Source organism: Nocardia sp. NPDC057227 (genome assembly GCF_042669725.1).
Taxonomy (GTDB): Bacteria; Actinomycetota; Actinomycetes; order Mycobacteriales; family Mycobacteriaceae; genus Nocardia; species Nocardia asteroides_A.
In genome coordinates this window covers 52945-79755 of record NZ_JBHUXA010000010.1, presented here as the reverse complement: position 1 = coordinate 79755, position 26811 = coordinate 52945, and the positions used below count along the sequence as shown (strand labels likewise).

The window sequence follows — 26811 nt, the reverse complement described above, 5'->3', positions numbered from 1 at the left end:
GTGTGGTCCGCGAAACGCGCATCCGCGCCGAACCGGTCTGTCCGGGAGCCGATCACGGCAGCCCGAGCGGCTCCGCCGGGTCAGCCGACCGCGGGCGTGCGCGGCTGCCCGGAGGTGATCCGCACGATCGGGAGCACCAGTGCGGCGGGGGAGTGCGCCGGGACCGCCGGGTGCTCCGGGGCGACGGGAGCGACCTGGCGGTACTTCTCGCTCTGCGGCGGCCGCTGATCCACCGCACCCTTGTTCGGCCAGTAGGCGGCGGCCCGCTCGGCCTGGGCGGTGATGGTGAGCGAGGGGTTGACGCCGAGGTTGGCGGAGACGGCGGCGCCGTCGACCACGCTCAGCGTCGGGTAGCCGAAGACCCGGTGGTAGGCGTCGATCACGCCGTGCTCGCGGTCGGCGCCGATCGGCGCGCCGCCGAGGAAGTGCGCGGTCAGCGGGATGTTGAACACCTCGCCCCAGGTGCCGCCCGCCACGCCGCCGATCTTCTCCGCGACCCGGCGGGTGACGTCGTTGCCCGCCGGGATCCAGGTCGGATTGGGCTCGCCGTGCCCCTGCTTACTGGTGAGCTTGCGGCCGAAGAGCCCGCGCGTGGTGTAGGTGGTGATGGAGTTGTCCAGGTGCTGCATGACCAGCGAGATGATGGTGCGCTCGCTCCAGTTCCGCACGCTCAGGAAGCTGAGCAGGGTGAGCGGGTGCCGCAGCGCGACGCCGAGGAAGCGCAGCCAGCGCGGCACCCGGCCGCCGCCGTCGACCATGAGCGTCTGCAGCAGCCCCATGGAGTTCGAGCCGCGGCCGTAGCGCACCGGCTCGATGTGCGTGTCCGGGGTCGGGTGGATGGAGGAGGTGATGGCGACGCCGCGGGTGACGTCGATGTCCGGGTTCACCGTGCGGGTGGCCGCGCCGACGATGGATTCGGAGTTGGTGCGGGTCAGCTCGCCGACGCGGGGGGAGAGGTCGGGGAGCGTGCCGGTGTCGCGCATGGCGTGCAGCAGCTTCTGGGTGCCGAGCGTGCCCGCGGCCAGCACCACCTGCTGCGCCGAGTACGTGTGCGGCCGCTTGCGCAGCCAGGCGCCGGTGCGCTCGGTGGTGATGTCCCAGGTGCCGTCGCTGTGCGGCCGCAGCCCGGTCACCGTCGTCAGCGGGACGACCTCGGCCCCGGCCTGCTCCGCGAGGTACAGGTAGTTCTTGACCAGGGTGTTCTTCGCGCCGTGTTTGCAGCCGACCATGCAGTCGCCGCACTCCAGGCAGCCGGTGCGCTCCGGGCCCGCACCGCCGAAGTAGGGGTCGGGCACCGTCTCGCCGGGCTCGCCGAAGAACACGCCGACGGGGGTCTGCACGAAGGTGTCGCCGACGCCCATGTCGTCGGCGACCTGCTTGAAGATCTCGTCGGCGGGGGTCATGTGCGGGTTCCGCACCACGCCGAGCATCTGCTTGGCCCGCTCGTAGTACGGGGTCAGCTCGTCGCGCCAGTCGGTGATGTCGCGCCACTGCGGGTCCTGGAAGAACGGCTCCGGCGGCACGTAGAGGGTGTTCGCGTAGTTGAGCGAGCCGCCGCCGACGCCCGCGCCGCCCAGGATGAGCACGTTGCGCAGCGGGTGGATGCGCTGGATGCCGTAGCAGCCGAGCTTCGGCGCCCAGAGGAACTTGCGCAGGTCCCACGAGGTGCGCGGCAGTTCGTCGTCGGCGAAGCGGCGGCCCGCCTCCAGTACGGCGACCTTGTATCCCTTCTCGACCAGCCGGAGCGCGGTGACGCTGCCGCCGAACCCCGAACCGACGATCAGCACGTCGTAGTCGGTCGTCCGCTGGTCCATGGGCTGCTCCTCGATCCGGGGCGAGTAGTGACGGAGGCAACACTACTCCTCGGTAGCTTGTACGCGAAACTGCCGGTTACACCTTCTGTGGAGCAGCGCTCGCAAGAGTTGACAGTGCTCTCCCTCGACGGTCAGGCTGGAGCCATGTCGACACCCCGCGACCGCGCCAGGGCGCAGACCATGACCGACATCCTGGAGATCGGTCGCAGGCACCTGGCCGCCGAGGGCGCTGCGGCGCTCTCCCTGCGGGCCGTCGCCCGCGACCTCGGCGTCGTCTCGTCCGCGGTCTACCGCTACGTGCGCAGCCGCGACGAGCTGCTCACCATGCTGCTCGTCGACGGCTACACCGCGCTCGGCGACGAGGTGGACGCCGCGCTCGCCGCCGGGCCCGGCGACCCGGTGGAGGCACTGCGCGTGCTCGGCCGCACCCTGCGCGGCTGGGCGCTCGCCGAACCGGCCCGCTACGGCCTGCTCTTCGGCACCCCGGTGCCCGGCTACCACGCGCCCGCCGAGCAGACCGTGCAGTCCGGCACCAGGCTCATCGTCGCCATGATGCGGCTGCTGGGCGAGGCGCACGCGGCGGGCGCGCTCACCGAACCCGACGCGGTACCCGCCGTATCGGCCGCGCTGCGGGCCGACTTCGAGGCGATCCGCGCGGAGTTCGGGTTGCCGCTGCCGGACTGGCTCATCGCCCGCGGCACCGCCCTGTACGCCGGGCTGATCGGCGCGGTGAGCGCCGACGTCTTCGACATGTACGGGGAGCGGACCTTCGCCGACCGCGCCGAGCTCTTCGAATTCCAGCTGGACGGTCTGCTCGGGGTCGTCGGCGCGCACCCGGATCGCCGTGCCGCCCCCGCACCGGCCGGGGAATAGTTACTATTCCGCTATCGGGCAGGCGTGGGCGGCCCGATCAGGGGAAAGGTGGGGTGCATGGTCACGATGGCACAGCTGCGGGCGGTGCTCGCCGTCCTGAACGTGGAACCCGACCAGCCGGGGGTGCTGCGCCCGGTCGATCCGGATCACGGTGTGGAGCAGGCGAAACTGGCCGGTCTGGTACACCGCGTGCTCGGTGACGAGGTGCGCCGGGTGATCGGCACCGCCGACGACGCGGACCAGCGCGAACGCCGCTGGAGCGCCGCCGCCGGCGGGCTCCCGCCCACCGCCGAGGTGACCGCCGAGCGGGCCCGGTTCGACGCGCGTCAGCTCAGCAATCGCATCGAGGTGCTGGCCGCCGACGCCGCCGCCGAACCCGTTCCGGTCCTGCTGGACGCCGCCGCGCGGGCCGCCGACGCCGCCGCGGTGCTGGTGCAGCTGAGCAGGCACCCGCTCGGCGCCGAGACCGAGACGCTGTGGCGCGCCGCCCTCGACGACCTCGCCGCCGCCTACCACCTGATCAACGACGAGCACGAGGAGCTCGCCGCCACCGCGACCCGCCCGCTCGGGGGTGCGCTCAGCGCACCGTGACCACGCGGCTGTGCCAGCCGGTCGAGCCGTCCGGGAAGGGGCGGGCGCGGGCGTCGGTCTGGGTGGCGCCGGTGCGGTCGGTGGCCCGGACCCGAAGGGTGTGCGCGCCCGGTGCGGCATCCCAGGCGAAGCGCCACTGCCGCCAGGTGTCGACGGAGTACTCGGCGGCGAGCTCGGCCCGCTGCCAGGGGGCGTCGTCCACCTGCACCTCGACCCGGTCGATGCCCTTCTGCTGGGCCCACGCGACGCCCGCGACCACCACCCGCCCGGCGTCGACGGTGGCGAAGGAGGCCGGGACGTCGATCCGGGACGAGGTCTTGATCGGGGCCTCGGCGGTCCAGCCGCGGTCGGTCCAGTAGGCGGTGGCGCGGTCGAAGCGGGTGAGCTCGAGGTCGACCACCCACTTGGTGGCGGAGACGTAGCCGTAGAGCCCGGGAACCACCATGCGCGCCGGGTAGCCGTGCGCCACCGGGAGCGGCTCGCCGTTCATGCCGACGGCGAGCAGTGCGTCGCGGCCGTCGGTGAGCGCGGCGAGCGGGGTGCTCGCGGTGAAGCCGTCGATGCTGGTGGAGAGCACCATGTCGGCGTCGGGGCGCGGGCCGGCCTCGGCGAGCAAATCGGCGAGGCGGTAGCCGGTCCAGGTGGCGGTGCCGAGCAGGTCGCCGCCGACCTCGTTGGAGACGCAGGTGAGGGTGAAGGTGGATTCGGCGGCGGCGCGGTCGCGCAGGTCGGCGAAGGCGTACTCGACCTCGCGGTCGACCAGGCCGTGGATGCGGAGCCGCCACTCGTCCGAGGTGAGCGCGGGGAGCTGCAGTGCGGTGTCCACCCGGTAGAAGTCGGCGTTCGGCGTGGTGAACGGGGAGATGCCCGGGTCGGGGAAGGTGACGTCGGCCGCGATCGGGGGAGCGGGCCGCACCGGGCGAGGGAGGACGAAACCGGCCCGGTCCGCCGCCACATCGCGCAGCGCCCGCCCGATGTACTGCCCGCCGGCGTAGGTGGCGACGGCCAGCGCGCCGACCCCGGCCGCGATCCCGAGGAACCCGCGCCGCGAATGGTTCCCGGCGCTCGCGCGTGCTGTGCGGTGCGCGGGTGCGTCGCTCGCCGCACGGCTGCCCCTGGCCGCGCTCCGCATCAGGACGCGGAGAGCGAGGATCCCCGCCACCACCCCGAGCACCGCGGGCACCGCGAAAACCGCTGTCGCGCCCGGCCGTTGCAGCGCGGCCCCGACCACGACCAGCCCGAGCACCGCGAGAACCCCGCACCCCGCGAAGCGGAACCGCCGCTCCAGCAGCCCGGCGACGGCGGCGAGCAGCACCATGACCACGGCCATGCTCGCGAAGAGCACCAGCTTGTCATTGCTCCCGAACTCGCGGATCGCGAAGTCCTTCAGCGCCCGCGGCGTCCGATCCACCATGGCCGCCCCGGTGGCGAGGAACGGCGAGGCGGCCGGCTCGACCACCGCCGCCACCAGGTGCCCGACCCCGAGGACGAGGCCGGCGGCGAGAACGCCGGAGAGCGCGGCCGCCGCCCGGCCGGGGCTGTGCTGCTCGGTCGCGGTCATCGCGCCCTCCAGATCGTGTGGGATGCCGGAGGAGTTCGTCCCCGCGCGGTGCGCGGACTGGTCAGTCCATGACCATGGCCGCGATCGGGGCCCCGCTCGGCGCCTGCGAGCCACCCGCGGGCTCGACCGTGACGGCGATCGTGTCGGCGACCGCGTACCTGGCGATGACCTCCCCGGAGCCGGGCACCACCGCGTCCGGCAGCGGGTCCCCGCCGGGGTGGATGATCCAGAGCTGATAGTCCCGATCGGCGGGCAGCTCGGGCATGGCGGCGAAGGAGATCGCCGCCGCACCGAGCGCGCTCGACGAGTTGACCGTGATCGAGCCACCGCTCGGCACCGCCACCGTGGCGGCGCGCGCATCCGCCTGCTCGAGCACCGTCGCCGCGGTGATCCGCGGATCCGGCGACCCGGAGTCCCGCCCGGCCAGCACCGCACCGCCGACCACCGCGGCGACCAGCACCGCGGCGGCCGTCGCCAGCCAGCCCAGCCGCTTCCCGGAGAACCGCCGCGCGCTGCGGATATCCCGCACGCCGCCCGGCTGCAGCTGGTCGAGCGCGGCCAGCAGCCGCCCCTCCAGCTCCGGCGGCGGTGCGACGGCGTCGACGCGGGACAGCTCGCCGAGCACGTCGTGCGTGCGGTTCACCGCGTCGGCGAAGCGGGCGGCGAGCGGCGCGTCGGCGCGCGCGAGCCGCTCCTCGATGGCGGCGCGTTCGTGCTGGTCGACGGCGTCGAGCGCGTACAGGGGAGCGAGATCGAGCAGGTCGTCGCGGTCGGTGTCAGGCATCGCTGGTCTTTCCGGTCAAGCAGTTCTCCAGCCGTTTCAACCCGTCCCGGATCCGGCTCTTGAGGGTGGGCAGCGGGACCGCGAGGTGGTCGGCCACCTCGCGGTAGGTGCGGCCGGTGTAGTACGCCAGCCCGACCGCCTCGCGCTGGGTCGCGGTGAGCGTCTCCAGGCAGAGCAGCACCGCCTGCTCGTCGAGCCGCTGCCCGACCTCCTCCGCCACGCTGTCGTGCGCGCGGCCCAGGTGGGCGTGGCCGTAGACGGAGTCGCGGCTGGCCGCGTTCTGCTCGGTGCGCACCCGGTCCACCGCGCGGCGGTGGGTGAGCATCATGAGCCAGCCGATCGGGCTCGCCTTGGTCTCGTCGTAGCGCGCCGCCATCGACCAGGCCTGCAGGTACACCTCCTGGGTGACCTCCTCGGCGGCGGCGTGGCTGCGCAGCACCCGCACGGCCAGCCCGAACACGCGGTGGCTGGTGTGCCGGTAGAAGTCGGTGAAGGCATCCCGGTCACCGCCCGCGACGGCGGCGAGCATCCCGATCAGCTGCCGGTTCTGCGCGGTGGTCGCCGCGCGGCCGGCCGGGTCGGCGGGGCACGCCGGATCCTGTTCGCCGGTGTCGGCGCTGTGCAGGCGAATCGGCGCGAACGCCGGTTCATTGGTCATGGTCGCGTCCCTGTCCGCATGACTGGCTTTCGACATGCCTCGGTGCTCGGATGGGTTCCGGGCTGGAATGTACTCGCCCGCGTGGGCGGAAACACGGAACCGGGCGATCTCCGCGGAGACCGCCCGGTTCGAACGCAGCGCGTCAGAGCGAGCGCGCGATGATCTCCTTCATGATCTCGTTCGTGCCCGCGTAGATCATCTGCACCCGGCTGTCCGCCCACATGCGGGAGATCGGGTACTCGGTCATGTAGCCGTAGCCGCCGAACAGCTGCAGGCACTCGCTGGAGATCGCCAGCGCGCGGTCGGTGGTCCACCACTTCGCCATGGCCACGGTCGGGATGTCCAGCTCGCCGACGAGGTGCTTCGCCACGCAGTCGTCGGTGAAGACCCGCGCCACCCGCGCCTCGGTCGCCACCTCGGCCAGCTTGAACTTGGTGTTCTGGAAGCCGAAGACCGGCCGCCCGAACGCCTCGCGCTCCTTGACGTAGCGCAGCGTGTGCTCCAGCGCCGTCTCCATGCCCGCCACCGCGCCGACCGCGATGATCAGCCGCTCCTGCGGCAACTGCTGCATGAGCTGCACGAAGCCCTGGCCCTCGGCCGCGCCGAGCAGGTTCGCGACCGGCACCCGGACGTCCTCGAAGAACAGCTCCGAGGTGTCCTGGCCCTTCTGCCCGATCTTGTCCAGCACCCGCCCGCGCCGGAACCCGGCCCGGTCCGCCTCGACCAGCACCAGGCTGATGCCCGCCGCGCCCTGGCTGACGTCGGTCTTGGCGACCACGATGATCAGGTCGGCCTGCGAGCCGTTGGTGATGAAGGTCTTGGAGCCGTTGATCACGTACTCGTCGCCGTCGCGCAGCGCCTTGGTCTTGACGTTCTGCAGATCCGAGCCGGTGCCGGGCTCGGTCATGGCGATCGCGCCGACCACCTCGCCGCTGGCCATCTTCGGCAGCCAGTGCCGCTTCTGCTCCTCGGTGCCGTAGTGCAGCAGGTAGTGCGCCACGATGCCGTTGTGCAGGCTGGCGCCCCACGCGGTGTCGACGGCCCTGGCCTGCTCCTCGATCATGACGGCCTCGTGCGCGAAGGTGCCGCCCCCGCCGCCGTACTCCTCCGGGATGGAGAGGCACAGCAGCCCGAGTTCGCCCGCCTTGTTCCAGAGGTCGCGGTCGACGTGGTGCTGGGCGAGGTACTTGTCGATGTCCGGCGTGACCTCCTTGTCGTAGAACGCGCGCGCCAGCGAGCGCAGCGCGTCCAGGTCGTCGTCCATCCACACGGACCGGTAGGCGGCCATCGGGTTCCTTTCGTTCTTCTGTAACCGTGAATAACGGGTACAGGCTGTCCCAGCGCTACTGTAGTGCCCGTCACTCCCCGCCGTCGAGTCCGCTAGCCTTGCCCGACATGACGAGAGGACGCGCCGACACCACCGGCACCCGGCGGGCCGCCGCGCCCTCCCCGGTGCGCGCCGAGCGGCGCAGGGCCCTGGTCGACGCCGCCATCGCCGCCATCGCCGAGCACGGCCCGGACGCGCTCACCGGCCAGATCGCCGACCGCGCCGGGCTGGCGCGGACGCACTTCTACCGGCACTTCGCCAGCAAGGAGGAGCTCGACCTCGCCGTGGCCAGGCGCGCGCACGAGGAGCTCACCGAGCGCATCCGCTCCGCGCTCGCCATCGACGGCACCCCGCTCGACGTCATCCGCGCACCGATCGCCGAGCACGTCGCCTGGGCGGGCGAGCACCCGAACCTGTACCGGTTCCTGCTGCGCCGCAACTACTCCCGCGGCGGCGAGGAGGAGTCCAGGCTCGGCGGCAGCGCCTTCGCCTCGGAGATCTCCGAGGCGGCCGGGCGCTACATCCCGTCCTTCAACGCCGACCACGCCGCCGCGGACCGGCTGGTCGTCGCGCTGCTCGGGCTGATCGACGCCTCGGTGCGCTGGTGGCTGGCGCACGGCGGCTCCACCGAAACCGAGCTGGTCGAGCTGCTCACCGCGGAGTCCTGGCTGCTGATCGATCGCAGGCTGCGCGCGCTCGGCATCGAGCTCGACCCCGACGGCGCGCTGCCCGCGCCCTGACCAGGGTGCGGATCACAGCCCGGCGGGCGCGTAACCGCAGGTGCGGCGGGTAGCCAAGGCAGCAGGGGCGCGGTGCCCCGGTCCGCGGCGAGTGCGCAACCGGACCTCCCGACGGAAGGTGAACGCGCGTGCGGTGTGTGGTTTTCGGAGCGACCGGGTACATCGGCGGCCGTCTGGTGCCGGAATTGCTGAAAGCGGGGCACACGGTCCGGGTCCTGGCCCGCACCCCGGGCAAATTGGCCGACACGCCCTGGCACGACGAGGTCGAGGTGGTGCAGGGCGACGTCACCAGCGCCGACGACGTCGCGCGGGCGCTCGCGGGCCAGGAGGTGCTCTACTACCTGGTCCACTCGCTGACCCGCGCGGACTTCGACACCGTCGACCGCAAGGCCGCCGAGCTCGTCGTCCGCGCCGCCGACGAGCAGGGGCTGACCCGCATCGTCTACCTGGGCGGCATCAACCCGGACGGGCAGGACCTCTCCCGGCACCTGGCCTCGCGCGCCGAGGTCGGCCGGATCCTGCTCGAGGGCCGGGTCCCCGCGCTCGTCCTGCAGGCGGCGGTGATCCTCGGCTCCGGCTCGGCCAGCTTCGAGATGCTGCGCTACCTCACCGAGCGGCTGCCCGCCATGGTGACCCCGCGCTGGGTGCGCAACCTGATCCAGCCGATCGCGGTCCGCGACGTGCTCTACTACCTGACCCGCGGCGCCGAGGTCGCGCCCGAGGTGCGCGGCGCCTTCGACATCGGCGGCCCGGACGTGCTCAGCTACCTGGAGATGATGCGCCGCTACGCGCGGGTCGCCGCGCTGCCGCGCCGGATCATCGTCCCGGTCCCGGTCCTCACCCCGTGGCTCTCCGCGCAGTGGGTGAACCTGGTGACGCCGGTGCCGCGCGCCATCGCGGTGCCGCTGATGGAGTCGCTGATCAACGACGTCGTCTGCCGCGACCACGCCATCGCCGAGCACATCCCGGACCCGGCCGACGGCCTCGTCGGCTACGACCACGCGGTCGAGCTCGCGCTGGCCAAGATCCGCGACCTGGACGTCCCAACCCGCTGGTCGGACGCCGACGCGGGCACCGCCCCCTCCGACCCGCTGCCCACCGACCCGGAGTGGTCCGGCGGCTCGCTCTACCGCGACGAACGCTCGCTCGCCACCCCCGCCGACCCGCAGACCGTCTGGGCGGTGGTGGAGGCGATCGGCGGCGAGAACGGCTGGTACTCGTTCCCGCTGGCCTGGTCGGTGCGCGGCTGGATGGACCGGGTGGTCGGCGGGGCGGGGCTGCGCCGCGGCCGCCGCGACCCGCACCGGCTGCGCGCGGGCGAGGCGCTGGACTGGTGGCGGGTCGAGCAGCTGGAGCGCCCGCACCTGCTGCGGCTGCGCGCCGAGATGCGGGTTCCCGGCCGCGCCTGGCTGGAGCTGCGGGTCGAGCCGGACGGCACCGGCGCGGTCTACCACCAGCGCGCGCTCTTCGAGCCGCGCGGCCTCGCCGGGCACCTCTACTGGAAGGCCATCGCGCCCTTCCACGCGGTGATCTTCGGCGGCATGGCCCGCAACATCACCGGCGCCGCCGAGGCGACGACCGCCCCCTGACGCGCGAAAGCGGGTGCCCGCCGGGCACCCGCCTTCCGTCGTTCGCCCGCTACTGCGTGGAGAGACAGCCCTGGAAGGTCTGGAAGTCGCCGGCGAAGGCGAGTCCGCCGGAGCAGGTCGGCCGGTTCACCCCGTCCACCACGACCGTGGCGCCCGGCCCGGCGATCCCGATCGCGAGCCCCGGCCGCACGCCGAGGGTGATGACGCTCGCGCCCGGGCCGATGGCCACGGCGGCCGGGGCCGACAGGTAGCCGGACTCCGAGGTGGCCGCGCCGCCGTTCTGCGCGATGGCCAGGGACAGCCCGGCGGCGTTCGCGTCGGCGTCGGCGGTGCCGCCGGTGCCGATGGCGAGCGCGGCGGAGCCGCCGACGCTGTCCGAGGCGCACGAGGCGTCCCCGACGGTGACGGCGGCGACCTGGCCGCCGGTCGCCGGGCAGGTGGCGGTCTCGGCGTTCGCCGCGGGTGCGGCGAGCAGGGCGCAGGCGGCGGCCGCTCCGGCGCCGGCGAGGACGGCCGCGGTGCGGCGCAGGGGAGTGGTGGTCATGTCGTTCCTCCTGGGTCGTTCGGAACGCCGGACGATGGGTACCACCGCCCCGGCGCCGTTGTCCGGTGACTCAGTAATGACGCGAAATCGACGCGTCAAACGGAGTGGTTTTTGCCACCTCTGGCGGCGCCACCTGCGAAAAGAAAGAGATTCGGGCCGCGGTGGCCGGTGGATGGGTTCGGGCCGCCGATGCGTCCGATGCGGCCGCTCAGCGCCCGGTGAGCTCGTCGAAGTGCGTCCGCATGGAATCGATCAGGGTGCTGAACACGCGGTGCGCGGCGGCCAGGTCCTCGTCCGGCAGCCCGGCCATGGCGGCCCTGGTGCGGGTGCCGAGCGGGGTGAAGAAGCCGCGCGCGACGTCCATGCCGTGATCGGCATAGCGCAGCAGCACCTTGCGCCGGTCGGCGGCGTCGGTGCCGCGCTGGATGTGCCCGGACTCGATCATCCGCTCCACCAGGTAGGTGACCGCGGCGGTGGAGATGCCGAGCAGCTTGGCCAGCCGCCCCGCGGTGAGCGGGTCGCCCTCGATATCGGCGGTCGCGATGTGCATGAGCGCGCGGAAATCGGTCGGCCGCAGCTCGTTGGCGCGCGCGAAGACGTGCCCGAGCTGCTCCGAGACGGCGGTGATCGCCCGCAGATCGGCGGAGATCTCGGACTCCAACAGCTCGCGCTCGCTCTCCTGCGGCACGCGCTCCTCGCTCATCCCCGCGATCCTTTCCAACCACCCGGAAAGGCCAGCCTATCCGAGCGGCGCGGGCGGACCGCGTCAGCGCGGGACGGTGACCGGCTCGGCGCAGCTGGCCGGGCCGTCGACCAGCGAGCACGGGGCCGGGTCCCTGGTCGGCAGGTAGCCGGCCGGGGTGCCGTTCGCGCGGATCAGCTCGGTGTAGGCGGGCACCGCGTCGGTCGGGCGCCTGGTCAGCGTCGGGTCGGTCAGGACGTCCACCGAGTAGAGCCCGAAGCGGGGCGCGTAGCTGCCCCACTCGTAGTTGTCGGTGAGCGTCCAGTAGTTGTAGCCGATCACGTTCAGGCCGTCGGCGACCGCGCGCTGCAGCCAGTAGACGGTGTCGCGCAGGTTGTCGGCGCGGGTGTAGCCGTCGGCGCGCGGCTTGCCGTTGTCGGTCGGCAGGCCGTTCTCCACGATGTAGAGCGGCTTGCCGGGGAACTGCCTGGCGTAGTGGCGCAGCGCGTAGTAGATGCCCTCGGGCTCGAGCGGGTTCTGCCAGAGCTTCTCGAAGTCGTACGGGGTGCGCAGCGCGGTGGGGGAGAGGCCGTAGTAGTAGTCGATGCCGATGTAGTCGAGCGCGCCGCCGATCCGCTCCAGCAGGGCGCCGTTGACCGCGCCGTCGACGGCGGGGATGTAGGCGGCATTGCTGGTGACCATGGCGCCCGGCCGCACCCGGTGGATGTGGTCGTAGATCGCCAGGTGCGCCTGCGCGATCTTCTCGTGCATGAGCGGGACGTCGGCGGCGGGCAGCGCGCCGTGCTGCACCTCGCGCAGCAGATAGACCGCGGGCTCGTTGAAGGTCACCCAGAGCGGGTCGGCGGCGGCGTAGCGGTCGACCACGGTGCGGGCGTTGGCCAGCCAGTTCGGCACCATCTCCGGGTCGCCCCAGCCGCCGCGGTCGGCCTGCCAGCCCGGGTATACCCAGTGGTCGAGGGTGATCATCGGCCGCATGCCCGCAGCACGGATCGCCGCGATCACCTCGTCGTAGAAGCGCAGCCCGGCCTCGTCCCACACCCCCGGCTGCGGCTGCACCCGGGCCCACTCGACCCCGATCCGATAGACCTGCACCCCCAGCCCCTTCGCGAGCGCGATGTCCTCGGGGAACCGGCCGTGGAAGTCGATGGAATCGCCGTACGGCTCGTCCTCGCGGGCGGCGTAGCGAGCCCAATTGCTGTCCGGGGCATCGCCTTCGGACTGGAAGCCGGAGGAGGCGACGCCCCAGAGGAAGTCGCGGGGCAGGGGAGCGGGTGCTCCCGGGGAGGCTCCGGCCTGCGGGGGAGCGAACAGGAGCAGGGCGATGAGGACGGCCACGATACGCATCGCGGCACAGCGTAACTGGTCACTCGTCCGGATGTTTAATAAATGGTGGTACCTAGATATGCGCATCTAACTATATGAAGCTCACTCTCACAAAACAGAAAAGACAGCATCGATCAGGAAGGGAAGTGTGCCCAGCGCTTGGCGATTCGGGCGCATGCCCGGACCAGCTCCGGCGGTTGTACCTCGGTGAGCTCGGTGTCGAAGGTGGCCAGGATTCCGGCAATGCCTGCCCACGACCACGCGCCCAGCGTCAGCCGGCAGTGCCCGGCATCGATGTGCTCGACGACCGACCCGCCGGGCGCCCACCGCGCGACCACGTCCGCGGGCAGCCCGAGCCGCGCCGATCCGGTGCACTGCCAGGCCGCGGGGGTATCGCCGCGGTCGGGGCTGGTCATGACGAAGGCGGCGACGTCGTCGCCGGGCAGCTCCCGCTCCGGGAACGGTTCGGTGGTGGCGCGCGGCCGCAGCCGGTCGACGCGCAGGACGCGCCAGCCGTCCTCCCAGGCGACCAGGTACCAGCGGGCCGCCCACACCGCGAGGTGGTGCGGTTCGATGCGGCGGGCCGGGGTGAAGTCGGGGTCGGCGGGGTCGGGCCGGGTGCCGTCGGCGCGCAGCGTCTCGACCACGAGCGTGTGCCTGCGCCGCACGGCGGTGCCGACGACGGCGAGCGCGCGCGGGTCGATGGGCGGGGCGGGGAACTCCCAGTAGTTGCGGAGCTGGGTGAGGCGCAGGGTGCCCATGGCGGCGCGGAGCCGGGGCGGCATGGCGCGGGTCAGGGTCTCCAGGGCGCGGGCGGTGTCGTCGGCGAGGCCGAAGATGGTGGCGGGCGCGGTCTGCAGCGCGACGGCGACGGCGAGTGCCTGGTCGTCGTCGAGCAGCAGGGGCGGGAGGGTGCTGCCCGCGCCGAGCCGGTAGCCGCCGCCGGGGCCGCGCACGGTGGTGATGGCGTAGCCGAGTTGCCGGAGCGTGTCGAGGTCGCGGGTGACGGTGCGGGCGCTGACCTCGAGTCGCTCGGTGAGTTCGGGGAGCGACCACTGCGGGCGGGCGGCGAGCAGGGAGAGCAGGTGCAGGGCGCGCCGGGATGTTGTTGCCACGGTGTCCATGGTGCGCGCGGTAGTGGTCATCCGGTGTCCGGTATGGGCGGCATCGTTCGGCGCAGGTTGCCGGATGAAGGAGTGGAAGTGATGCGGGTCGTTGTTGTCGGAGGCGGAATCGGCGGGTTGGCGCTGGGGTCGGGGTTGCGGCGGGCGGGGGCGGAGGTGTCGGTGTTCGAGCGGGACACCGATGTCCGGGCGACGGGCGGGTACCACATCACGTTGGACGGGCGGGCGCAGGAGGCGCTGCGCGGGTTGGTCGCCCCGGAGATCGTGGAGCGGATGCTGGCGTCGGGTTCGGCGCTGCGGCTGCGTGATCCGGATGCGTTCTGGGATCGGCGGGGGCGGGTGCTCGGGTACGGCCCGGAGCTGCGCGACGATCCGAGCCTCGATATCGACCGGATCACGCTGCGCGCGCTGCTGGCGGAGGCGGTCGGTGCCGATCTGCACCTGGGGAAGGTGGTGTCCGGGGTCGGGTACGACGGGGACGGCGCGCCGGTGGTGTCGTTCGAGGACGGCTCCTCGGTGACGGGTGATCTGGTGGTCGGGGCGGATGGCGCGCATTCGCTCGTCGCGCGGTTTCTGGCGGGTGGGCCGACGAACGCGCCGGCCGGGATCGTCGGGTTCTCGGGGCGGACCTCGGTGGGTAATTTGAGCGCGGGTGAGCGGGAGCGGCTGGGTACGCGGTCGGGGCTGGTGGTCGGGCCGCGCGGTGCGGCGCTGTATCTGGGGTTTCTCGATCCGGTGGGCAATGCGGTGCTGGATCGGCCCGAGCTGCGGGCCTCGGTGACCACCGGGCCGACGTTCATCTGGGGTGCGATGTTCCCTGATACGTCGGCGACCGGCGCGCTGCGGAAGCTGCACGGGAGCGCTTTGCGGGCGGCGCTTGTGGCCCGGTTCGGGGAGCTGGGCTGGAGTTCGCAGGTGCTGGAGGTGCTGGAAGCGGCCGATCCGGCGACGGTGGCGGCGTTCCGCTTCAATGCGGCCTCATCCCGGGCGCGGGATCTCGCGCCGTGGGGCGCGGGGCGGATCACCGCCCTCGGCGATGCGGTCCATGCCACGCCGCCGACCGCGGGGATGGGCGCCGGTGCGGCGATTCGGGATGCGGCCGATCTGGTCGAGCGGCTGGGGCATTCGTCGGCGCTGGTACCGGCTGTGGCGGCGTTCGAGGCGGCCATGCGGGAGCGGGGTGCCGAGGTGCTGGCCGCGGCGATGGGGCCGGTGCGCTGGATTCTGTTCACCGACACCGTGGCCGGGGCGGCGCTGACGCGGGCCGCTACCCCGGTGCTGGCCGCTGCGGCGCGGGCGCGCGGGCTTCGCTAGCGGGCCTTGTGCCTGGCCAGGTTCCAGCTCTGCCAGGTGTCGCCGTCGAGTTGGTGGGCGATGGCGGTGCGCAGCCGGAGCCGGAGGTCGGCGGGGAGCCGGTCGATGGCGGGGGCGATGTCGGCGGAGAGGCCGCCGAGGTAGCCGGTGTCGAGTGCGCCGGTGTGCTGCCAGCGGTCGATGTTGCGGTCGGCGATCAGCCGTTCGGGGTCGAGTACGGCGAGTGCGAGCAGGGTGGCGACGGCGGTGCCGATGGCGGCGCGCGGCAGCCAGGTCCAGTGCAGTCGGAGCACGGCGACGATGACCATGAGGTAGACGGCGGCGAGCCCGAGTTCGGTGGTGCCGACGAGGAGCCGGAGCACGGTGTGACCGTAGGCCTCCTGGTAGGTCCAGAGCCGGGTGATGGCGGAGGCGTCGATGACCAGGGTGAGGCCGCTGACCGCGATGAGCAGGGTGCGGAGCCAGCGGCGTTCGGCGGCGGTGTCCTTGGCGGCGCGGTGCAGGACGGGGAGGATGACGGCGAGGGTAAGTACGGTGACGGCGGAGAGCTGCCAGAAGCCGCTGCGCGCGTACTCGGCGTAGGTGAGACCGGCGGTGCGCTGCACGTAGTCGCCGCCGCCGAAGGCCGCGACGAGCTGGGTGCCGACGAAGGCGGCGAACAGCGCGGTGAGGGTGCCGACCGGGAGTGTCCACTCCAGGAGCGCGAAGGTGCGGCGGGGCGGTTTCGTGGCCGCGGGTCCCAGTGGTCCGGCGAGCAGGTAGATGGCGCTGATCACGCCGATGACGAGGGCGGTGAAGACGATGATCCAGGTGAAAATGGTGTCGCCGCTGAGGCGGGGGGTGATGGTGTCGATTGCCGCGGCGAAGGTGGCGTCGGCGCCCGTGAGCAGCGGCACGAATACCAGCAGCACGGTGATGGTGGCCGCGAGGGAGACGGCGAGCCGACGGTTTCCGGTGGCGGTGCCGTCCCTGCGGCGCCTGCCCTGCGCGGCCCACACCCAGCCGGTGGCGTCGATGGCGGTGAGCGGGATGGCGAGGATGTCGAAGAGAAATCCGTGGAACGTGCGGCGGCCGAGCACGGCCAGTGAGGCGGTGACCCCGGCGGCTATCGCGCAGAGCGCGAAGAGCCAGGTCGCGGCGCGGAAGGTGCCGACGGCGAGCAGGGCGAGGGTGGCGAGGGTCCACCACAGTCGTTCGGAGCGCCAGACCGGGGCGGTGGCGTCCTCGGCGGGCACGGCGCGCAGGGCGCGCCGGTAGACGGTGGTGACCGCGGCGACGGCGGCGGCGCCTGCGAGCAGCCAGCCGATTCCGGGGCGCTCGAGGGTGACGGTGAGCACGCCCGCCAGGCCGGCCGTGCCCGCGGCGGTGAGCACGCCCGCGGGGTAGCTGACAAGGTGCCGGCGGGGTGGGCGCGGCGGGGGCAGCTGGGGTGTCGCCGGCAGGTCGGGTGGGTGGATGGTGGAGGCGAGCCGCGGTGCCGAGGTGGTTCGCGCGGGTCCGGGCGGTGGGACGGGTGTGGCGTCGTCGGCGACTGCGACGGGCGTTTTCGTGGTCGGTTCCGCTGTCGTGTCGGGATCGGTTGTCTCCGAGGGTTTTTCGGCGGGCACGGGTCACTCCTTGGGGTGTCGGGGGGCTGCCGGTGCGGCGGCGGGCAGCACGATGCGGATGCGGGATCCGGGGTCGGTGACGGCGATGGTGCCGCCGTGCAGGTCGACGATCCAGCGGGCGATGGCGAGGCCGAGGCCGGTGCCGCCACCGTCGGTGCGGCCGCCGCGGGTGAAGCGGTCGAAGATGGTGGCGCGCTGGGCGGGCGGGATGCCGGGGCCGTCGTCCTCGACGTCGATGACGATGTCGTCGCCGACGGTGTGGGCGCGCAGCCGGACCTCGCCGCCGGTCGGCCCGTGTCCGGCGGCGTTGTCGAGCAGGTTGAGCAGGACCTGGTGCAGGCGTGCGCGGTCGGCGTGCGCGGTGGCGTCCGGCTCGGTGGCCGTGTGGAAGCGGATGCCGCGGCCGAGCGCGGCGATCATGACCCGGGCTTCGGCGACGACCTCGGCGACGAGCGGGGCGATCGGGAATTCCTCGCGGTCGAGTGGGGTGGCGCCCGCTTCGATGCTGGAGAGGTCGAGCAGGTCGGTGACGAGGCGGCCGAGGCGTTCGGTCTGGTGCAGGGCGGTCCGCAGGGTGGTGGGGTCGGGTTCGGCGACGCCGTCGACGAGGTTCTCCAGCAGGGCGTTGAGTGCGGTGATGGGGGTGCGGAGTTCGTGCGAGACGTTGGCGATGAGGTCGCGGCGCTGCCGGTCGGCGGCGGCGAGGTCGCCCGCCATGCGGTTGAAGGCCTCGGCGAGCTGCCCGACCTCGTCGCGGGATGAGGCGCGCACCCGGACGGTGTAGTCGCCGCGGGCCATGCGCTGGGCGGCGGCGGTCATGTCGCGCAGCGGCAGCGTGATGCCGTGGGCGAGGAGCTGGGAGCAGACGAGTGCGATGAGCAGGGCGGTGAGGGTGGTGCGCGGGGGGATCCAGCCGATCTGGGTCCAGAAGAAGACGAAGCCGATGCCGCCGGCGAAGGTCAGGAGCACGGCGAGTTTGAGTTTGATGGAGCGGATGGGGTCGAGCGGGCGGGGCAGGGCGGCGCTGATCCGGACCGCTGTCCAGCGCAGCCGGGCACGCACGGCGGCGATCACGGTGTTTCCAGGGCGTAGCCGACGCCGTGCACGGTGCGGATGAGGTCGGCGCCGAGTTTGCGGCGCAGTGCTTTGATGTGGCTGTCGACGGCACGGGTGCCGGTGGCGTCGGCCCAGTCCCAGACCTGTTCGAGCAGGCGTTCGCGGGCGTGCACCATGCGCGGGCGTTGCGCGAGGCGGGTGAGGAGCTCGAATTCGAGCGGGGTGAGCTGGGCTTCGAACCCGGCGCGCCAGACGCGGCGCTGTCCGGCGTCGATGCGGAGGTCGCCGACGACGGTGACGGTGCCGTCGTCGGCGCGGTCGACGCGTCGGAGAAGGGCGTGTACGCGGGCGGTGAGGATGCGCAGCGAGAAGGGTTTGGTGAGGTAGTCGTCGGCGCCGACGCCGAGTCCGACGAGCTGGTCGGTCTCGTCGGTGCGGGCGGTGAGCATGAGCACCGGGACGGGCCGTTCGGCCTGGATGCGCCTGCACACTTCGAGGCCGTCGTAGCCGGGCAGCATGATGTCGAGGACGACCAGGTCGGGCTGGAATCGGGTGGCGGCGGCGGTTCCGGCGGGGCCGTCGGGTGCGGTCTCGACGGTGAATCCTTCGGCGCGCAGCCGCGCCGCCACCGATTCGGCGATGGTGGGTTCGTCCTCGACGACCAGGATCCGGCGCTTCTCCATGGTCGGGGAGCCTAGTTATGGGCTGTGGAGAGTTCCTGGCCCGTTTGTGGAGATTTCGTGTGGTCGGCCGGTCGGCGCGACCCGGTCCGGTTCGCGGTGCACCGGTGTTTGCCGGGCGGGTGGCCGGGCACAGCGGTGCTGCCCGTCGTCGCCCGTCGGCGGGCCGGGTTCCGAGGAGGTTTTCGATGGCGCCGACCGCGCTCGCGCTGGTGTGCTCGCTGAAGAAGTCCCCGGCCGATTCCAGCAGTGACCTGATCGCCGGGCAGCTGCTGGACGAGCTGGCCGGGCACGGGGTGACCGGCGAGGCGGTGCGGGTGGTCGACTACGACGTCCGGCCCGGGGTGAGCGCCGACGAGGGCGACGGCGACCAGTGGCCGCAGCTGCGCGCCCGGATTCAGGCGGCCGACATTCTGATCGTGGCGTGCCCGACCTGGGTCGGGCACATGTCCTCGGTCGCGCAGCGGGTGCTGGAGCGGCTGGACGCGGAGCTGTCGGAGACCGATGACGAGAATCGGCCGAGCATGGTCGGCAAGGTCGCGGTGGCGGCGGTGGTCGGTAACGAGGACGGCGCGCACAAGATCGTCGCGGATCTGTTCCAGGCGCTGAACGACATCGGGTTCAGTATTCCCGCGCAGGGGTGCACGTATTGGAACGGGGAGGCGATGCAGGGCATCGATTACAACGATCTCGACGAGGTGCCGGAGCCGGTGCGGAGCACGAATGCGGCGGCGGCGCGCAATGCGGCGCATTTGGCGCGGGTGTTGGGGGCGCAGGAGTACCCGGCGTATCCGGCATAGGCGTTGCCGAGTCGGGTCGAACCTTCCGACGCCAACTCCGAGCCCGCCGTGCGCGAGCTGCCCTTGCGGGCTACCGGTCGCGCTCACCTGCTGTAGTGGTGGGGCGCGGGGGAAGCTTGCGGCCCAGCAGCTTCTCGGCATCACGGCGATTCGCTTCGACCTGCTCCGGCGTCAGCTTCACCCTGCGTGCGCGCCATGTTTCCTGCGTCAATGCACTCATTGCTCGCCTCCCTTCACGATCGCTTGAATACGCCAGATACTACGCGTGGCGTCCATCCGCACGCCAACAACGACATAGCTGCGAGCGTCGATGAGCAGTACTTCGCGCTCGAGCGGGACCGGGCTGAGTTCACCTAATCGCAGAGCAGGGGTGCCGGCGGGGACGAGGAGATCCAGAATCACAGGGTCGCGGTGCCGCGTCGATCGCGGCGGTACAGCTGTGCCGGCGGTCGACATGAAGCCGTCGTGCGTGAACTGTGCATCGATCAGCGCGACCGCCGATTCCTCGTCGACGATCCCGTAGACATACCCCTCCGCTTCACGGGTCACGCGAACCGTTTGCGCCAATGGATATTTCGCGAGGCCGGACCTGATGAGGGCAATGCGACGTGCCAACGGGGCCGTTATCGGGATCTGCCCCCACAGAGCATCGTTGATCTGCTCGAATCCGTTGAACGCGTAGGCATGTATCACGTCGCGTTCGTCGACGGTGAGCCGGTCGGTACCTTGTCCGGCGAGCGCCGCCTCGGCCCAGGGCCATTCGTCGAAACCGAAATCGTCCTCTGCCACAACAGGATTGTTCAACATGGAGGCCGCGACTCTGCATCGGCGTCGATATCACGAGGCTGTGCTCAGAGGCCGAGTTTGGTGACGGCGTTGTCGTCGAGGGGGTCGGCGGTGCGGATGTAGCCGTGCACGGTGCGGGGGTTGGACCAGCGGCCCTGGCGCATGATTTCGCGGTCGGCGGCGCCGCCGAGGGCGGCCTGGGTGGCGAAGCCCGCGCGCAGGGAGTGGCCGGAGAACAGGGCGGGGTCGAGTCCGGCCTTGGCGGCGTAGCGCTTGACCAGTTCGGCGACGGCGCGGCCGGAGACGGCGCGGTCGCCGATTCCGCCGTGGCGGTTGACGGCGGGGAAGAGGGGGAGGTCGCCGGGTAGGTCGGTGCCGGTGAAGCCGTGGCAGCGGTGCAGGGCCGGATCCCGCTGCGGGAGCGGGTCTCGAGGGTTGGCGGCGCGGAGTTCGAGCCAGTCGGCGTAGGCGCAGACCGGGCAGGTGTGCGGGCGGTTGCCGCGGGGGAGCGCGACCCGGTGTTCGGCGGTGCCGGTGGGGTCGGTCTTGGTGGCGGGCAGGCGCAGGACCAGGACGGGTTCGCCGGTGCGGTGGTCGGTGTGCACGGTGACGTCGCCGATGCGCAGCCCCGCGAGTTCGCTGCGGCGGAGCGCGCCGGCGAAGCCGGTGAGCAGGAGCAGGGTGTCGCGGCGGCGGGCGGGTTCGGTGGGCATGCCGGCGGGTGGCAGGCAGGCGAGGAGCTGCTCGAGGGTGTGCAGCAGGACCGGGCGTTTGCGTAGGGGTGCGGTGCGGCGGGCGCGGCGGATGCCGCGCAGCGTCATGCGGACGACGTCGGAGCGGGTGGGGGAGGGGAGGCCGTTCGCGGCGTGCACCGCCGCCACCGCGGAGGATTTGCGTTCCAGGGTCGCGGCGCCGAATGCCCAGCGGCCGTCGGGTTTTCGGGCGTCGGCGGCGGCGGCGAGGTAGACGGCGAGGTCGAGGGGGTCGGCGGGGAGTGCCTGCCGGGTTTCGGCGGCGCACCAGGCGGCCCAGGCTATCCAGTCCGCGCGGTAGGCGCGGACGGTGTTCTCGGATTGGGCGGCCTGGAGGTAGCGGCTGAGGGCGCCGGCCTGGGTGTCGTCGAAGCGTTCGCGGACTCGGCGCAGGGCGGCGGTGTCGATGAGGACGGTGCCCACGCCGGCGCGGAGGCGTGCCTGGACCGGGTCGGGGATGGCGACGGGGTGTTCGGGCACGGGTCGAGGATAACCGCCGGTGGGGTCCTGTTTCAGTAGCGATTTACGTTGCGTTTGCGTTGCAAGACGAAACGAAACGTAATAGGGCGGCCGATCGAGAACAGGCGCTGCCTGACCTCCGATAATGTTCACTTATCGGAGGTCAGAAAATTCGCGGAAATCGCCGCTACGATCGAGGCACACGACGCGGAACGAGGGAGTCAGCTGTGCGAGATCCCATCCTCACGCCGATCGAGGGCACACCGAACCTGCTGCTCGGAAGCTACGACCTGACCGACCTCGGCTACTCGGTCGGCGAGTTCGTCATCGAGGGAAAGGCGAGCTCCTACGCCCCCGTCGGGGAACTCGGCGCCGACGGCCACTGGAACGTCGTGCCCGCCACGCAGGCCGACTACGCCACCAGGGCGGTAGCCCTCGTCCCCACCGATGCCGGCCGGTTCAACGGCACGGTGGTGGTCGAGTGGCTCAATGTCAGCGGCGGCCTCGACGCTCCCGCCGTGTGGATGATGGCGCACCGCGAACTGCTGCGCGAAGGCTATGCCTACGTCGGGGTCTCGGCGCAGCGCGTCGGCATCGAGGGCGGGGCGGGCATGGTCGGCGACTTCTCGCTCAAAACGGTCGATCCGCAGCGCTACGCACGCCTGAACCATCCCGGTGACGAGTACAGCTTCGATATCTTCGGCCAGCTCGGGACGGCCGCTCGGCACCGGGGCGACGAGCTGCTCTCCGGGCTGCACCCGGAGCGGGTCCTCGCGGTCGGCGAATCCCAGTCGGCCATGTTCCTCACGACCTACATCGACGCCGTCGTCCCCCTCGGGCAGGTCTTCGACGGATTCCTGGTGCACTCCCGGTTCGGCCCCGCCGGACCGCTCGACGGGGGATCCATGTTCGACCCCGGCACCGTCGCCCGCCTCCCACACCCGCGCTTCCGCGACGACCTGCCGGTCCCGGTGCTCGCCGTCATCACCGAGACCGACCTGCTCGGCGGCGTACTCCCCGGCTACTTCCCGGCTCGGCAACCGGACGGTGAACTGCTTCGCGTCTGGGAGATTCCCGGCGCCGCGCACGCCGACAACTACACGATCCAGGGCGCTTTCCTCGACAGCGGGCTCGCGCCGGTCGCCGCACTCGCCGAGGCGTATCGGCCGACCAGCACGATGCTGGGCCGCGAGTTGGCCCACTTCCTCAACTTCGCGCCGCAGCATCACTATGTGCTCAATGCGGCGATCGCGCGGCTGCACGACTGGGTCGTCGCAGGCCGCGGCGCGCCCGCGGCGGCACCGATCGAGGTGGCGGAGGCGGATCCGCCGACGATCGTCACCGACGACGACGGTGTGGCGCGCGGTGGGCTGCGGACTCCCTGGGTCGATGTTCCCGTCGCTGCCACGTCGGGCTCGAACACCGAGAACGATCGCATGTCGGCACTGTTCGGGTCCGGCGCGCCGTTCGACGCGGCGCACCTGGCTCGCCGGTACCCCGGTGGCCTCGACGACTACCTCGCCGGCTTCACCGCCGCGCTGGATCGGGCGATCGACGCCGGTTTCCTCGTGGCCGCGGATCGGGCGGAGATCCTGGAACTCGCGACCATCACGGCGCGCCGTCAGTTCGCGGGGTAGGAGCGGCGTTCAGCTCTGCGGGTTCAGCAGCGCGGCGGCGGTGGCGCGGTCGCTCTCGGCTCCGGTGACGAGCGCGTACAGGGCGTAGCCGATGGGGAAGGCGTTCCACAGGTTCCGTGCCTGGGCCACCAGGCCCGGGTGCACGTGCCCACCGGCCTGCGCGTAGACCTCCAGGGTCGCCTGCAGCAGCTCCTCGCCCGCGGCGCCGTACTGGGCGGCCAGGTCGCGGGCGGGGTCGTCGACGCGGGCGGTGGTCCAGTCCAGGACGCCGGTGATGGTGCCGTCCTCGGTGAGCAGGACGTGGGCGGGGTAGATCTCGCCGTGCGTCATCACCGTCCGGTCGGGCCAGCAGGTGTCGTCGGCCAGCCATGCCGCCCAGGCCTCGGCGATCTCGGGGGCGACCGTGAACTCCGCGCGTACCTTCGCGATATCGTCGCGCCACCCCTGCCTGACCTGCTCGGGGCTGCGCACCTCCACCCCGGCGGCGGCCGCCTGCTCGGGGGTGATCGAGTGCAGGCGGGCCAGGAGGCGGCCGAGGCGGGCGGCGTAGCCGGGGCTCGCGGGGTCCATGTGCCACTCGGGCTCGCCAGCGTCGGACAGGGTCAGGCCGGGCGCGCCGGGCAGGGCCGGGTAGGCGATCAGCTCCGGGGTGCGGAGCTGCCAGTCGGGGACGGCGATGCCGTCGGCGGCGAGGGCGGGGGCGACCAGGTCGAGGATGCGGGTCTCGGCGGCCATCCCCGCGGTGACGTCGGCGCGGCGGGGCAGGCGCAGGACCCAGCGGCGGCCCGCGTCGTCGGAGGCGAGGACGACGCGGTAGTCGAGGCCGGCCTCGATCACCGTCGCCCCCTCGGGGGTGAGGTGCAGGTCGTGCGCGGACGCCAGGGCGACGACGTCGTCGATCGTGCTCATGGGCCGAGACTTTCATGCGGGCCCGCACCGGGTCCATTCGATATCGTGCAGCTCATACGGGATTGCCTGATCTGCGCCAAGCACCGCGGGACCGGGCCGCTGGCGAGCCCGCTCGTCCGCGCCGACGACCTGGTTGTCGTCACCCACCGGCCCGCCGCCGGAGAATGGGCGCGGCCGGGGTACCTGTTCGTCGAACCCCGCCGCCATGTCGCCACCCTCGACGGGCTCGACGACGCCGAGACCGTAGCCGTCGCCCGGGCTGTCCGTTCCTCGATCACCGCGCTGCGCCGCGTCCTCGCGCCCGGCCACGTGTTCACCTTCGTCGCCGGACTGAGCGCGGCGGGCGTCCACCTGCACCAGCACGTCTTCACCCGCCCGGCGGCGACTCCGGCCGCCGTTTCCTGGCACGACGCCGACTCCACGACCGCGCCCCGCATCCCGGCGACCGAACTCGGCGCGCTGTGCGCCGAACTGGCTGCGGCAATGCCGGACTGAGGTACTTGGCTTGCAGGATCGCGGCCGGCAGCGTGCCGCAGCCGGCGCCGACATCGGTGATGAGGGGGAATCGAGCCCAGTCGAAGCCGGGGTGGCCGGTCGGGGTCGGCTCGAGGGCGTCGTGCACCGGGAGGGCGGGGTGCTGCGCGGCCGCAGGCACAGCCTGATCGCCGAGTTCGGGGAGGTCGAACTGCTCTGATTCTCAGTGCCGGTGCTCCGGCGGCAGCGTGAGCTCGTCGACGACCACGTGATTCCCGCCCGCCTGCTTGGCCCGGTACATGGCGGCATCGGCGGCGTGCAGCAGCCGCTCGGGAGTCGGGCGCGGACAGTCCGGGCAGGCGGCGGTGTCGAAGACCGCCACCCCGACGCTGGCGGTCACCTCCACCTCGGTCGGGCCCGGCTCGGCCACCGCGCGGCACAGCCGCTCGGCCTCGGCGCGCGCGGCGACCGCGCCCAGCGGGACGGCGACGACGAACTCCTCGCCGCCGGTCCGCGCGACAACCGCGGGCGTCCCCGCCGCCTCGTGCAGCCTGCGCGCGGTGCTGACCAGCACGGTGTCCCCGACCCGGTGCCCCCAGGTGTCGTTGACCTCCTTGAACCGGTCGATGTCGAAGGCGATCACGCAGACGGCGGGGTAGCCGCGCACCAGCCGGGGGAGCCGGATCTCCAGACCGCGGCGGTTGAGCAGTTCGGTGAGCGGATCCGACAGCGACTCGGTGCGCAGCAGCCAGTACAGGATCTGCAGCGCGGGCAGCACGCTCACCACAGCCGCGATCAGCAGCAACCCGACGGCGAGCGCCAGCCGAACGTCGTGTCCGCCGGTCGCGATCCGCACCGAGAACACGATCACCGACAGCAGCGACCACGCGGTGTGCACCGCCAGCGCCCGCGCACTGTGGAAGAACCCCAGGTAACTGCCGGTGACCACGAGCAGCACCGCGCCCATCGCACCGAACAGCCGATCCGGCACCTGCAGGAACTCCACGGTGAACAGCACGTCCGCGATCCCGATCAGCACCAGCGACTCGGTGCTCCCCGGCCACGGCAGCAACCACCAGCGCAGCGCCCACAGAATTCCGGCCCCCACCCCGACCGTCGAGGTGACCACCGGATGCACCGGCCCGATCGGCGTGCCCGCGATCACCGCCCCCATCACCGCGATCGAGAGCCCGGCGAGCCCGACCAGCAGCCGCAGCGGCCCCAGCGCCGAACGCGCCGCCAGGGTCTCCACCAGCCACGCGTAGTCGACCGGATCGTTCCACCAGGCCAGCAGCGTCTTGCCGTCGTTCATCCAGCCACCCTCGGTCCGACCGCGCCGTCCACCGTCCTCGTGCCGAGCGTCGGAGTCCAGCGACTCCCATCAGCTCATGCGCAGCAGTCTAGGCCGGACCCCGGTGATCCGGATCGGACACGGCCCGACGACGCCGGAGTCAGCCGTGCCGGGAGGGGCGATAGACGAGCTCCTGGATCCGGCCGTCGAAGGTGCGGCTCTCCAGCAGCTCGAGGTCGTAGTCGGCGACGCCCTCGAAGATCCGCTCGGCCCCGGTCCGCCCGGAGAGCACCGGGAAGATCGTCACCTGGATCCGGTCGATCAGCCCCGCCGCCAGCAGCGACCGGTTCAGCGACAGGCTGCCGTGCGAGCGCAGCGGCACCGCCGACTCCGCTTTGAGCTCGGTCACCACCCGCACGGCGTCGTCCCGGACCAGGGTGGCGTCCGGCCAGTCGCCGGTACCGGGCAGGGTCGTCGAGACCACCGTGGTCGGCATGCTGCGCATGCGGGCGTTCACCGGGTCCAGTTCGGCCGGGTCGATCGGGCCGAGCAGCGCCACGAACTGCCGGAAGGTGTTCGCGCCGAGCACCATGCGCTGGTCCGCGCCGAGCACGGTCGCGCGGTGGGCCAGGAACTCAGGGCCCTCCTTGCTCCAGTAGCCGCCCCAGTCGCCGGGCTCGTCGTAGGAGGCGAAGCCGTCCAGGGTGGAGTAGACGTCGAAGGTGTAGGTGGCGGTCATGCGGCGCTCCTCGGATCCGGTGGGCTCGGGGTTCGTCGGTGCAGACGGGGCCCCGGCGCGAAACTCATCGCGGCGCGCGGCCGCCCGGCACTCACAGTCGAGGCTCCGAGCACCGTTTTCCCTGCTCACGCGCACCGAACCGCCAACCGGCGGTTCAACGATACGGTCGAACCACATGGACCTCGACGAACTCCGCGCCGTCACCGCCTACGCCGTCACCTGCGCCGAACCCGCCCTCACCCGCTACGAACGGCACCGCCCCGGCGACCCCCGCCCCCGCCTGGCCGTCGAGGCGGCCCGCGATTTCGCCGAGGGCGGGCCCCGCACCAGGCAGCTCCGGGACGCGGCCTGGGCGGCACAGCGGGCCTACCGGGAAGCCCGCGACACCGGACAGCCCGCCGCGAGCGAAGCCGCCCGGGCCGCCGTGGCGGCAGCGAGCGCCGCCTACCTGCACCCGATCGCGAAAGCCACCCAGGTCTGGCACATCCTCGGCGCGGCCGCCTTCGCCGCGCACGCCGCCGAACTGGACGGCTCCGAAGAACCACCGGCCGTCACACCCGCCCCGGCGGTGATCGCCGTACTGCGCCGCTACCCGCCCGCCCCGCCCGGACGCGGCCGCGCGGGCGAGCTACTCCGCGAACTGGATCGCAGGCTGCGGCCCTGACCGGCCGCACCC

26 protein-coding genes are annotated in these 26811 nt (G+C 72.4%); 9 read left to right on the top strand and 17 right to left on the bottom strand.

Annotation, left to right across the window (positions count from 1 at the left end; genetic code table 11):
• Positions 1 to 80 precede the first annotated feature (80 nt).
• Positions 81 to 1814, bottom strand: a complete 1734-nt coding sequence (locus ACFUJ1_RS16220; protein WP_378646258.1) for a GMC oxidoreductase — start codon at positions 1812 to 1814, stop codon at positions 81 to 83.
• Positions 1815 to 1958: 144 nt separating this feature from the next.
• Between ACFUJ1_RS16220 and ACFUJ1_RS16215 the strand changes: the two genes are divergently transcribed.
• Together ACFUJ1_RS16215 and ACFUJ1_RS16210 are read left to right on the top strand one after the other, a co-directional pair.
• A complete protein-coding gene (locus tag ACFUJ1_RS16215) occupies positions 1959 to 2687 on the top strand; it encodes a TetR/AcrR family transcriptional regulator (protein ID WP_378646256.1) in 729 nt (242 codons plus the stop codon).
• A 57-nt stretch (positions 2688 to 2744) separates the two neighbouring features.
• On the top strand, positions 2745 to 3278 hold the full coding sequence (locus ACFUJ1_RS16210) for a hypothetical protein (protein ID WP_378646254.1): 534 nt from the start codon (positions 2745 to 2747) through the stop codon (positions 3276 to 3278).
• Here ACFUJ1_RS16210 and ACFUJ1_RS16205 read toward each other — a convergent pair.
• The 4 genes from ACFUJ1_RS16205 to ACFUJ1_RS16190 all read right to left on the bottom strand — a co-directional run bounded on the left by ACFUJ1_RS16205 (position 3265) and on the right by ACFUJ1_RS16190 (position 7569).
• Positions 3265 to 4839 (bottom strand): molybdopterin-dependent oxidoreductase, encoded by a 1575-nt coding sequence (locus ACFUJ1_RS16205; RefSeq protein WP_378646252.1) that lies wholly within the window; start codon positions 4837 to 4839, stop codon positions 3265 to 3267. The genes ACFUJ1_RS16210 and ACFUJ1_RS16205 overlap by 14 nt on opposite strands.
• Positions 4840 to 4900: 61 nt before the next feature.
• Positions 4901 to 5623: an anti-sigma factor domain-containing protein gene (locus ACFUJ1_RS16200; protein WP_378646250.1), complete on the bottom strand. Its 723-nt coding sequence runs from the start codon at positions 5621 to 5623 to the stop codon at positions 4901 to 4903.
• Complete coding sequence (sigK, locus tag ACFUJ1_RS16195) at positions 5616 to 6281, bottom strand: ECF RNA polymerase sigma factor SigK (RefSeq protein WP_378646249.1); 666 nt, start codon at positions 6279 to 6281, stop codon at positions 5616 to 5618. The genes ACFUJ1_RS16200 and sigK overlap by 8 nt, the downstream gene beginning before the upstream one ends.
• A 142-nt stretch (positions 6282 to 6423) precedes the next feature.
• Complete coding sequence (locus ACFUJ1_RS16190; protein WP_378646248.1) at positions 6424 to 7569, bottom strand: acyl-CoA dehydrogenase family protein; 1146 nt, start codon at positions 7567 to 7569, stop codon at positions 6424 to 6426.
• A 107-nt stretch (positions 7570 to 7676) separates the two neighbouring features.
• On the opposite strand from ACFUJ1_RS16190, the gene ACFUJ1_RS16185 reads away from it, so the two are divergent.
• Together ACFUJ1_RS16185 and ACFUJ1_RS16180 are read left to right on the top strand one after the other, a co-directional pair.
• Complete coding sequence (locus tag ACFUJ1_RS16185; protein WP_378646246.1) at positions 7677 to 8348, top strand: TetR/AcrR family transcriptional regulator; 672 nt, start codon at positions 7677 to 7679, stop codon at positions 8346 to 8348.
• A 128-nt stretch (positions 8349 to 8476) separates the two neighbouring features.
• Complete coding sequence (locus tag ACFUJ1_RS16180) at positions 8477 to 9937, top strand: SDR family oxidoreductase (protein WP_378646244.1); 1461 nt, start codon at positions 8477 to 8479, stop codon at positions 9935 to 9937.
• Positions 9938 to 9986: 49 nt separating this feature from the next.
• On the opposite strand, the gene ACFUJ1_RS16175 is transcribed toward ACFUJ1_RS16180, so the two are convergent.
• The 4 genes from ACFUJ1_RS16175 to ACFUJ1_RS16160 form a co-directional block, all read right to left on the bottom strand.
• Positions 9987 to 10481: a DUF6764 family protein gene (locus ACFUJ1_RS16175; RefSeq protein WP_378646242.1), complete on the bottom strand. Its 495-nt coding sequence runs from the start codon at positions 10479 to 10481 to the stop codon at positions 9987 to 9989.
• A 208-nt stretch (positions 10482 to 10689) separates the two neighbouring features.
• Positions 10690 to 11184 (bottom strand): MarR family winged helix-turn-helix transcriptional regulator, encoded by a 495-nt coding sequence (locus tag ACFUJ1_RS16170; RefSeq protein WP_378610622.1) that lies wholly within the window; start codon positions 11182 to 11184, stop codon positions 10690 to 10692.
• Between the two features lie 63 nt (positions 11185 to 11247).
• Positions 11248 to 12528 (bottom strand): family 1 glycosylhydrolase, encoded by a 1281-nt coding sequence (locus ACFUJ1_RS16165; protein ID WP_378646240.1) that lies wholly within the window; start codon positions 12526 to 12528, stop codon positions 11248 to 11250.
• A gap of 113 nt (positions 12529 to 12641) precedes the next feature.
• Positions 12642 to 13622, bottom strand: a complete 981-nt coding sequence (locus ACFUJ1_RS16160) for a helix-turn-helix transcriptional regulator (protein ID WP_378646238.1) — start codon at positions 13620 to 13622, stop codon at positions 12642 to 12644.
• Between ACFUJ1_RS16160 and ACFUJ1_RS16155 the strand changes: the two genes are divergently transcribed.
• Positions 13593 to 14945: an FAD-dependent oxidoreductase gene (locus ACFUJ1_RS16155; RefSeq protein ID WP_378646236.1), complete on the top strand. Its 1353-nt coding sequence runs from the start codon at positions 13593 to 13595 to the stop codon at positions 14943 to 14945. The two genes, ACFUJ1_RS16160 and ACFUJ1_RS16155, sit on opposite strands and share 30 nt — an antisense overlap.
• Here the strand turns inward: ACFUJ1_RS16155 and ACFUJ1_RS16150 are convergent.
• The 3 genes from ACFUJ1_RS16150 to ACFUJ1_RS16140 form a co-directional block, all read right to left on the bottom strand.
• A complete protein-coding gene (locus tag ACFUJ1_RS16150; protein ID WP_378646234.1) occupies positions 14942 to 16318 on the bottom strand; it encodes a DUF4153 domain-containing protein in 1377 nt (458 codons plus the stop codon). The two genes, ACFUJ1_RS16155 and ACFUJ1_RS16150, sit on opposite strands and share 4 nt — an antisense overlap.
• A 237-nt stretch (positions 16319 to 16555) precedes the next feature.
• Complete coding sequence (locus ACFUJ1_RS16145) at positions 16556 to 17623, bottom strand: ATP-binding protein (protein WP_378646564.1); 1068 nt, start codon at positions 17621 to 17623, stop codon at positions 16556 to 16558.
• On the bottom strand, positions 17623 to 18291 hold the full coding sequence (locus ACFUJ1_RS16140; RefSeq protein ID WP_378646232.1) for a response regulator: 669 nt from the start codon (positions 18289 to 18291) through the stop codon (positions 17623 to 17625). Before ACFUJ1_RS16140 ends, ACFUJ1_RS16145 begins: the two co-directional genes overlap by 1 nt.
• A 185-nt stretch (positions 18292 to 18476) precedes the next feature.
• On the opposite strand from ACFUJ1_RS16140, the gene ACFUJ1_RS16135 reads away from it, so the two are divergent.
• Positions 18477 to 19088, top strand: a complete 612-nt coding sequence (locus ACFUJ1_RS16135) for a flavodoxin family protein (RefSeq protein WP_378646230.1) — start codon at positions 18477 to 18479, stop codon at positions 19086 to 19088.
• Between the two features lie 216 nt (positions 19089 to 19304).
• Here ACFUJ1_RS16135 and ACFUJ1_RS16130 read toward each other — a convergent pair whose 3' ends face one another.
• Positions 19305 to 19877, bottom strand: coding sequence for an ADP-ribosyltransferase (locus ACFUJ1_RS16130; protein WP_378646226.1), 573 nt, complete (start codon positions 19875 to 19877; stop codon positions 19305 to 19307).
• Between the two features lie 62 nt (positions 19878 to 19939).
• Positions 19940 to 21106, bottom strand: coding sequence for a site-specific integrase (locus tag ACFUJ1_RS16125; protein WP_378646222.1), 1167 nt, complete (start codon positions 21104 to 21106; stop codon positions 19940 to 19942).
• A 206-nt stretch (positions 21107 to 21312) separates the two neighbouring features.
• Between ACFUJ1_RS16125 and ACFUJ1_RS16120 the strand changes: the two genes are divergently transcribed.
• The gene (locus tag ACFUJ1_RS16120; protein WP_378646220.1) at positions 21313 to 22722 is read left to right on the top strand and encodes an alpha/beta hydrolase domain-containing protein; all 1410 of its coding nucleotides are present in this window, start codon (positions 21313 to 21315) and stop codon (positions 22720 to 22722) included.
• 9 nt (positions 22723 to 22731) lie between these two features.
• On the opposite strand, the gene ACFUJ1_RS16115 is transcribed toward ACFUJ1_RS16120, so the two are convergent.
• On the bottom strand, positions 22732 to 23631 hold the full coding sequence (locus tag ACFUJ1_RS16115; protein ID WP_378646218.1) for a macrolide 2'-phosphotransferase: 900 nt from the start codon (positions 23629 to 23631) through the stop codon (positions 22732 to 22734).
• Between the two features lie 45 nt (positions 23632 to 23676).
• Here ACFUJ1_RS16115 and ACFUJ1_RS16110 point away from each other — a divergent pair, with 45 nt between their 5' ends.
• Positions 23677 to 24126 carry an HIT family protein gene (locus tag ACFUJ1_RS16110; protein WP_378646216.1) on the top strand — a complete coding sequence of 150 codons (450 nt, stop codon included), beginning with the start codon at positions 23677 to 23679 and terminating at the stop codon, positions 24124 to 24126.
• A gap of 202 nt (positions 24127 to 24328) precedes the next feature.
• Here the strand turns inward: ACFUJ1_RS16110 and ACFUJ1_RS16105 are convergent, their stop codons facing one another.
• Together ACFUJ1_RS16105 and ACFUJ1_RS16100 are read right to left on the bottom strand one after the other, a co-directional pair.
• Positions 24329 to 25417 (bottom strand): diguanylate cyclase, encoded by a 1089-nt coding sequence (locus ACFUJ1_RS16105; RefSeq protein ID WP_378646214.1) that lies wholly within the window; start codon positions 25415 to 25417, stop codon positions 24329 to 24331.
• A gap of 139 nt (positions 25418 to 25556) precedes the next feature.
• Positions 25557 to 26135, bottom strand: coding sequence for a dihydrofolate reductase family protein (locus ACFUJ1_RS16100; RefSeq protein ID WP_378646212.1), 579 nt, complete (start codon positions 26133 to 26135; stop codon positions 25557 to 25559).
• 175 nt (positions 26136 to 26310) lie between these two features.
• Between ACFUJ1_RS16100 and ACFUJ1_RS16095 the strand changes: the two genes are divergently transcribed.
• On the top strand, positions 26311 to 26799 hold the full coding sequence (locus ACFUJ1_RS16095) for a putative immunity protein (RefSeq protein ID WP_378646211.1): 489 nt from the start codon (positions 26311 to 26313) through the stop codon (positions 26797 to 26799).
• Positions 26800 to 26811 lie beyond the last annotated feature (12 nt).

Bases quoted from the DNA above. Each gene is read 5' to 3' on its own strand.
- ACFUJ1_RS16220 (WP_378646258.1), bottom strand. From the start codon at position 1,814: ATGGACCAGCGGACGACCGACTACGACGTGCTGATCGTCGGTTCGGGG.
- ACFUJ1_RS16215 (WP_378646256.1), top strand. From the start codon at position 1,959: ATGTCGACACCCCGCGACCGCGCCAGGGCGCAGACCATGACCGACATC.
- ACFUJ1_RS16210 (WP_378646254.1), top strand. From the start codon at position 2,745: ATGGTCACGATGGCACAGCTGCGGGCGGTGCTCGCCGTCCTGAACGTG.
- ACFUJ1_RS16205 (WP_378646252.1), bottom strand. From the start codon at position 4,839: ATGACCGCGACCGAGCAGCACAGCCCCGGCCGGGCGGCGGCCGCGCTC.
- ACFUJ1_RS16200 (WP_378646250.1), bottom strand. From the start codon at position 5,623: ATGCCTGACACCGACCGCGACGACCTGCTCGATCTCGCTCCCCTGTAC.
- sigK (WP_378646249.1), bottom strand. From the start codon at position 6,281: ATGACCAATGAACCGGCGTTCGCGCCGATTCGCCTGCACAGCGCCGAC.
- ACFUJ1_RS16190 (WP_378646248.1), bottom strand. From the start codon at position 7,569: ATGGCCGCCTACCGGTCCGTGTGGATGGACGACGACCTGGACGCGCTG.
- ACFUJ1_RS16185 (WP_378646246.1), top strand. From the start codon at position 7,677: ATGACGAGAGGACGCGCCGACACCACCGGCACCCGGCGGGCCGCCGCG.
- ACFUJ1_RS16175 (WP_378646242.1), bottom strand. From the start codon at position 10,481: ATGACCACCACTCCCCTGCGCCGCACCGCGGCCGTCCTCGCCGGCGCC.
- ACFUJ1_RS16170 (WP_378610622.1), bottom strand. From the start codon at position 11,184: ATGAGCGAGGAGCGCGTGCCGCAGGAGAGCGAGCGCGAGCTGTTGGAG.
- ACFUJ1_RS16165 (WP_378646240.1), bottom strand. From the start codon at position 12,528: ATGCGTATCGTGGCCGTCCTCATCGCCCTGCTCCTGTTCGCTCCCCCG.
- ACFUJ1_RS16140 (WP_378646232.1), bottom strand. From the start codon at position 18,291: ATGGAGAAGCGCCGGATCCTGGTCGTCGAGGACGAACCCACCATCGCC.
- ACFUJ1_RS16135 (WP_378646230.1), top strand. From the start codon at position 18,477: ATGGCGCCGACCGCGCTCGCGCTGGTGTGCTCGCTGAAGAAGTCCCCG.
- ACFUJ1_RS16115 (WP_378646218.1), bottom strand. From the start codon at position 23,631: ATGAGCACGATCGACGACGTCGTCGCCCTGGCGTCCGCGCACGACCTG.
- ACFUJ1_RS16105 (WP_378646214.1), bottom strand. From the start codon at position 25,417: ATGAACGACGGCAAGACGCTGCTGGCCTGGTGGAACGATCCGGTCGAC.
- ACFUJ1_RS16100 (WP_378646212.1), bottom strand. From the start codon at position 26,135: ATGACCGCCACCTACACCTTCGACGTCTACTCCACCCTGGACGGCTTC.
- ACFUJ1_RS16095 (WP_378646211.1), top strand. From the start codon at position 26,311: ATGGACCTCGACGAACTCCGCGCCGTCACCGCCTACGCCGTCACCTGC.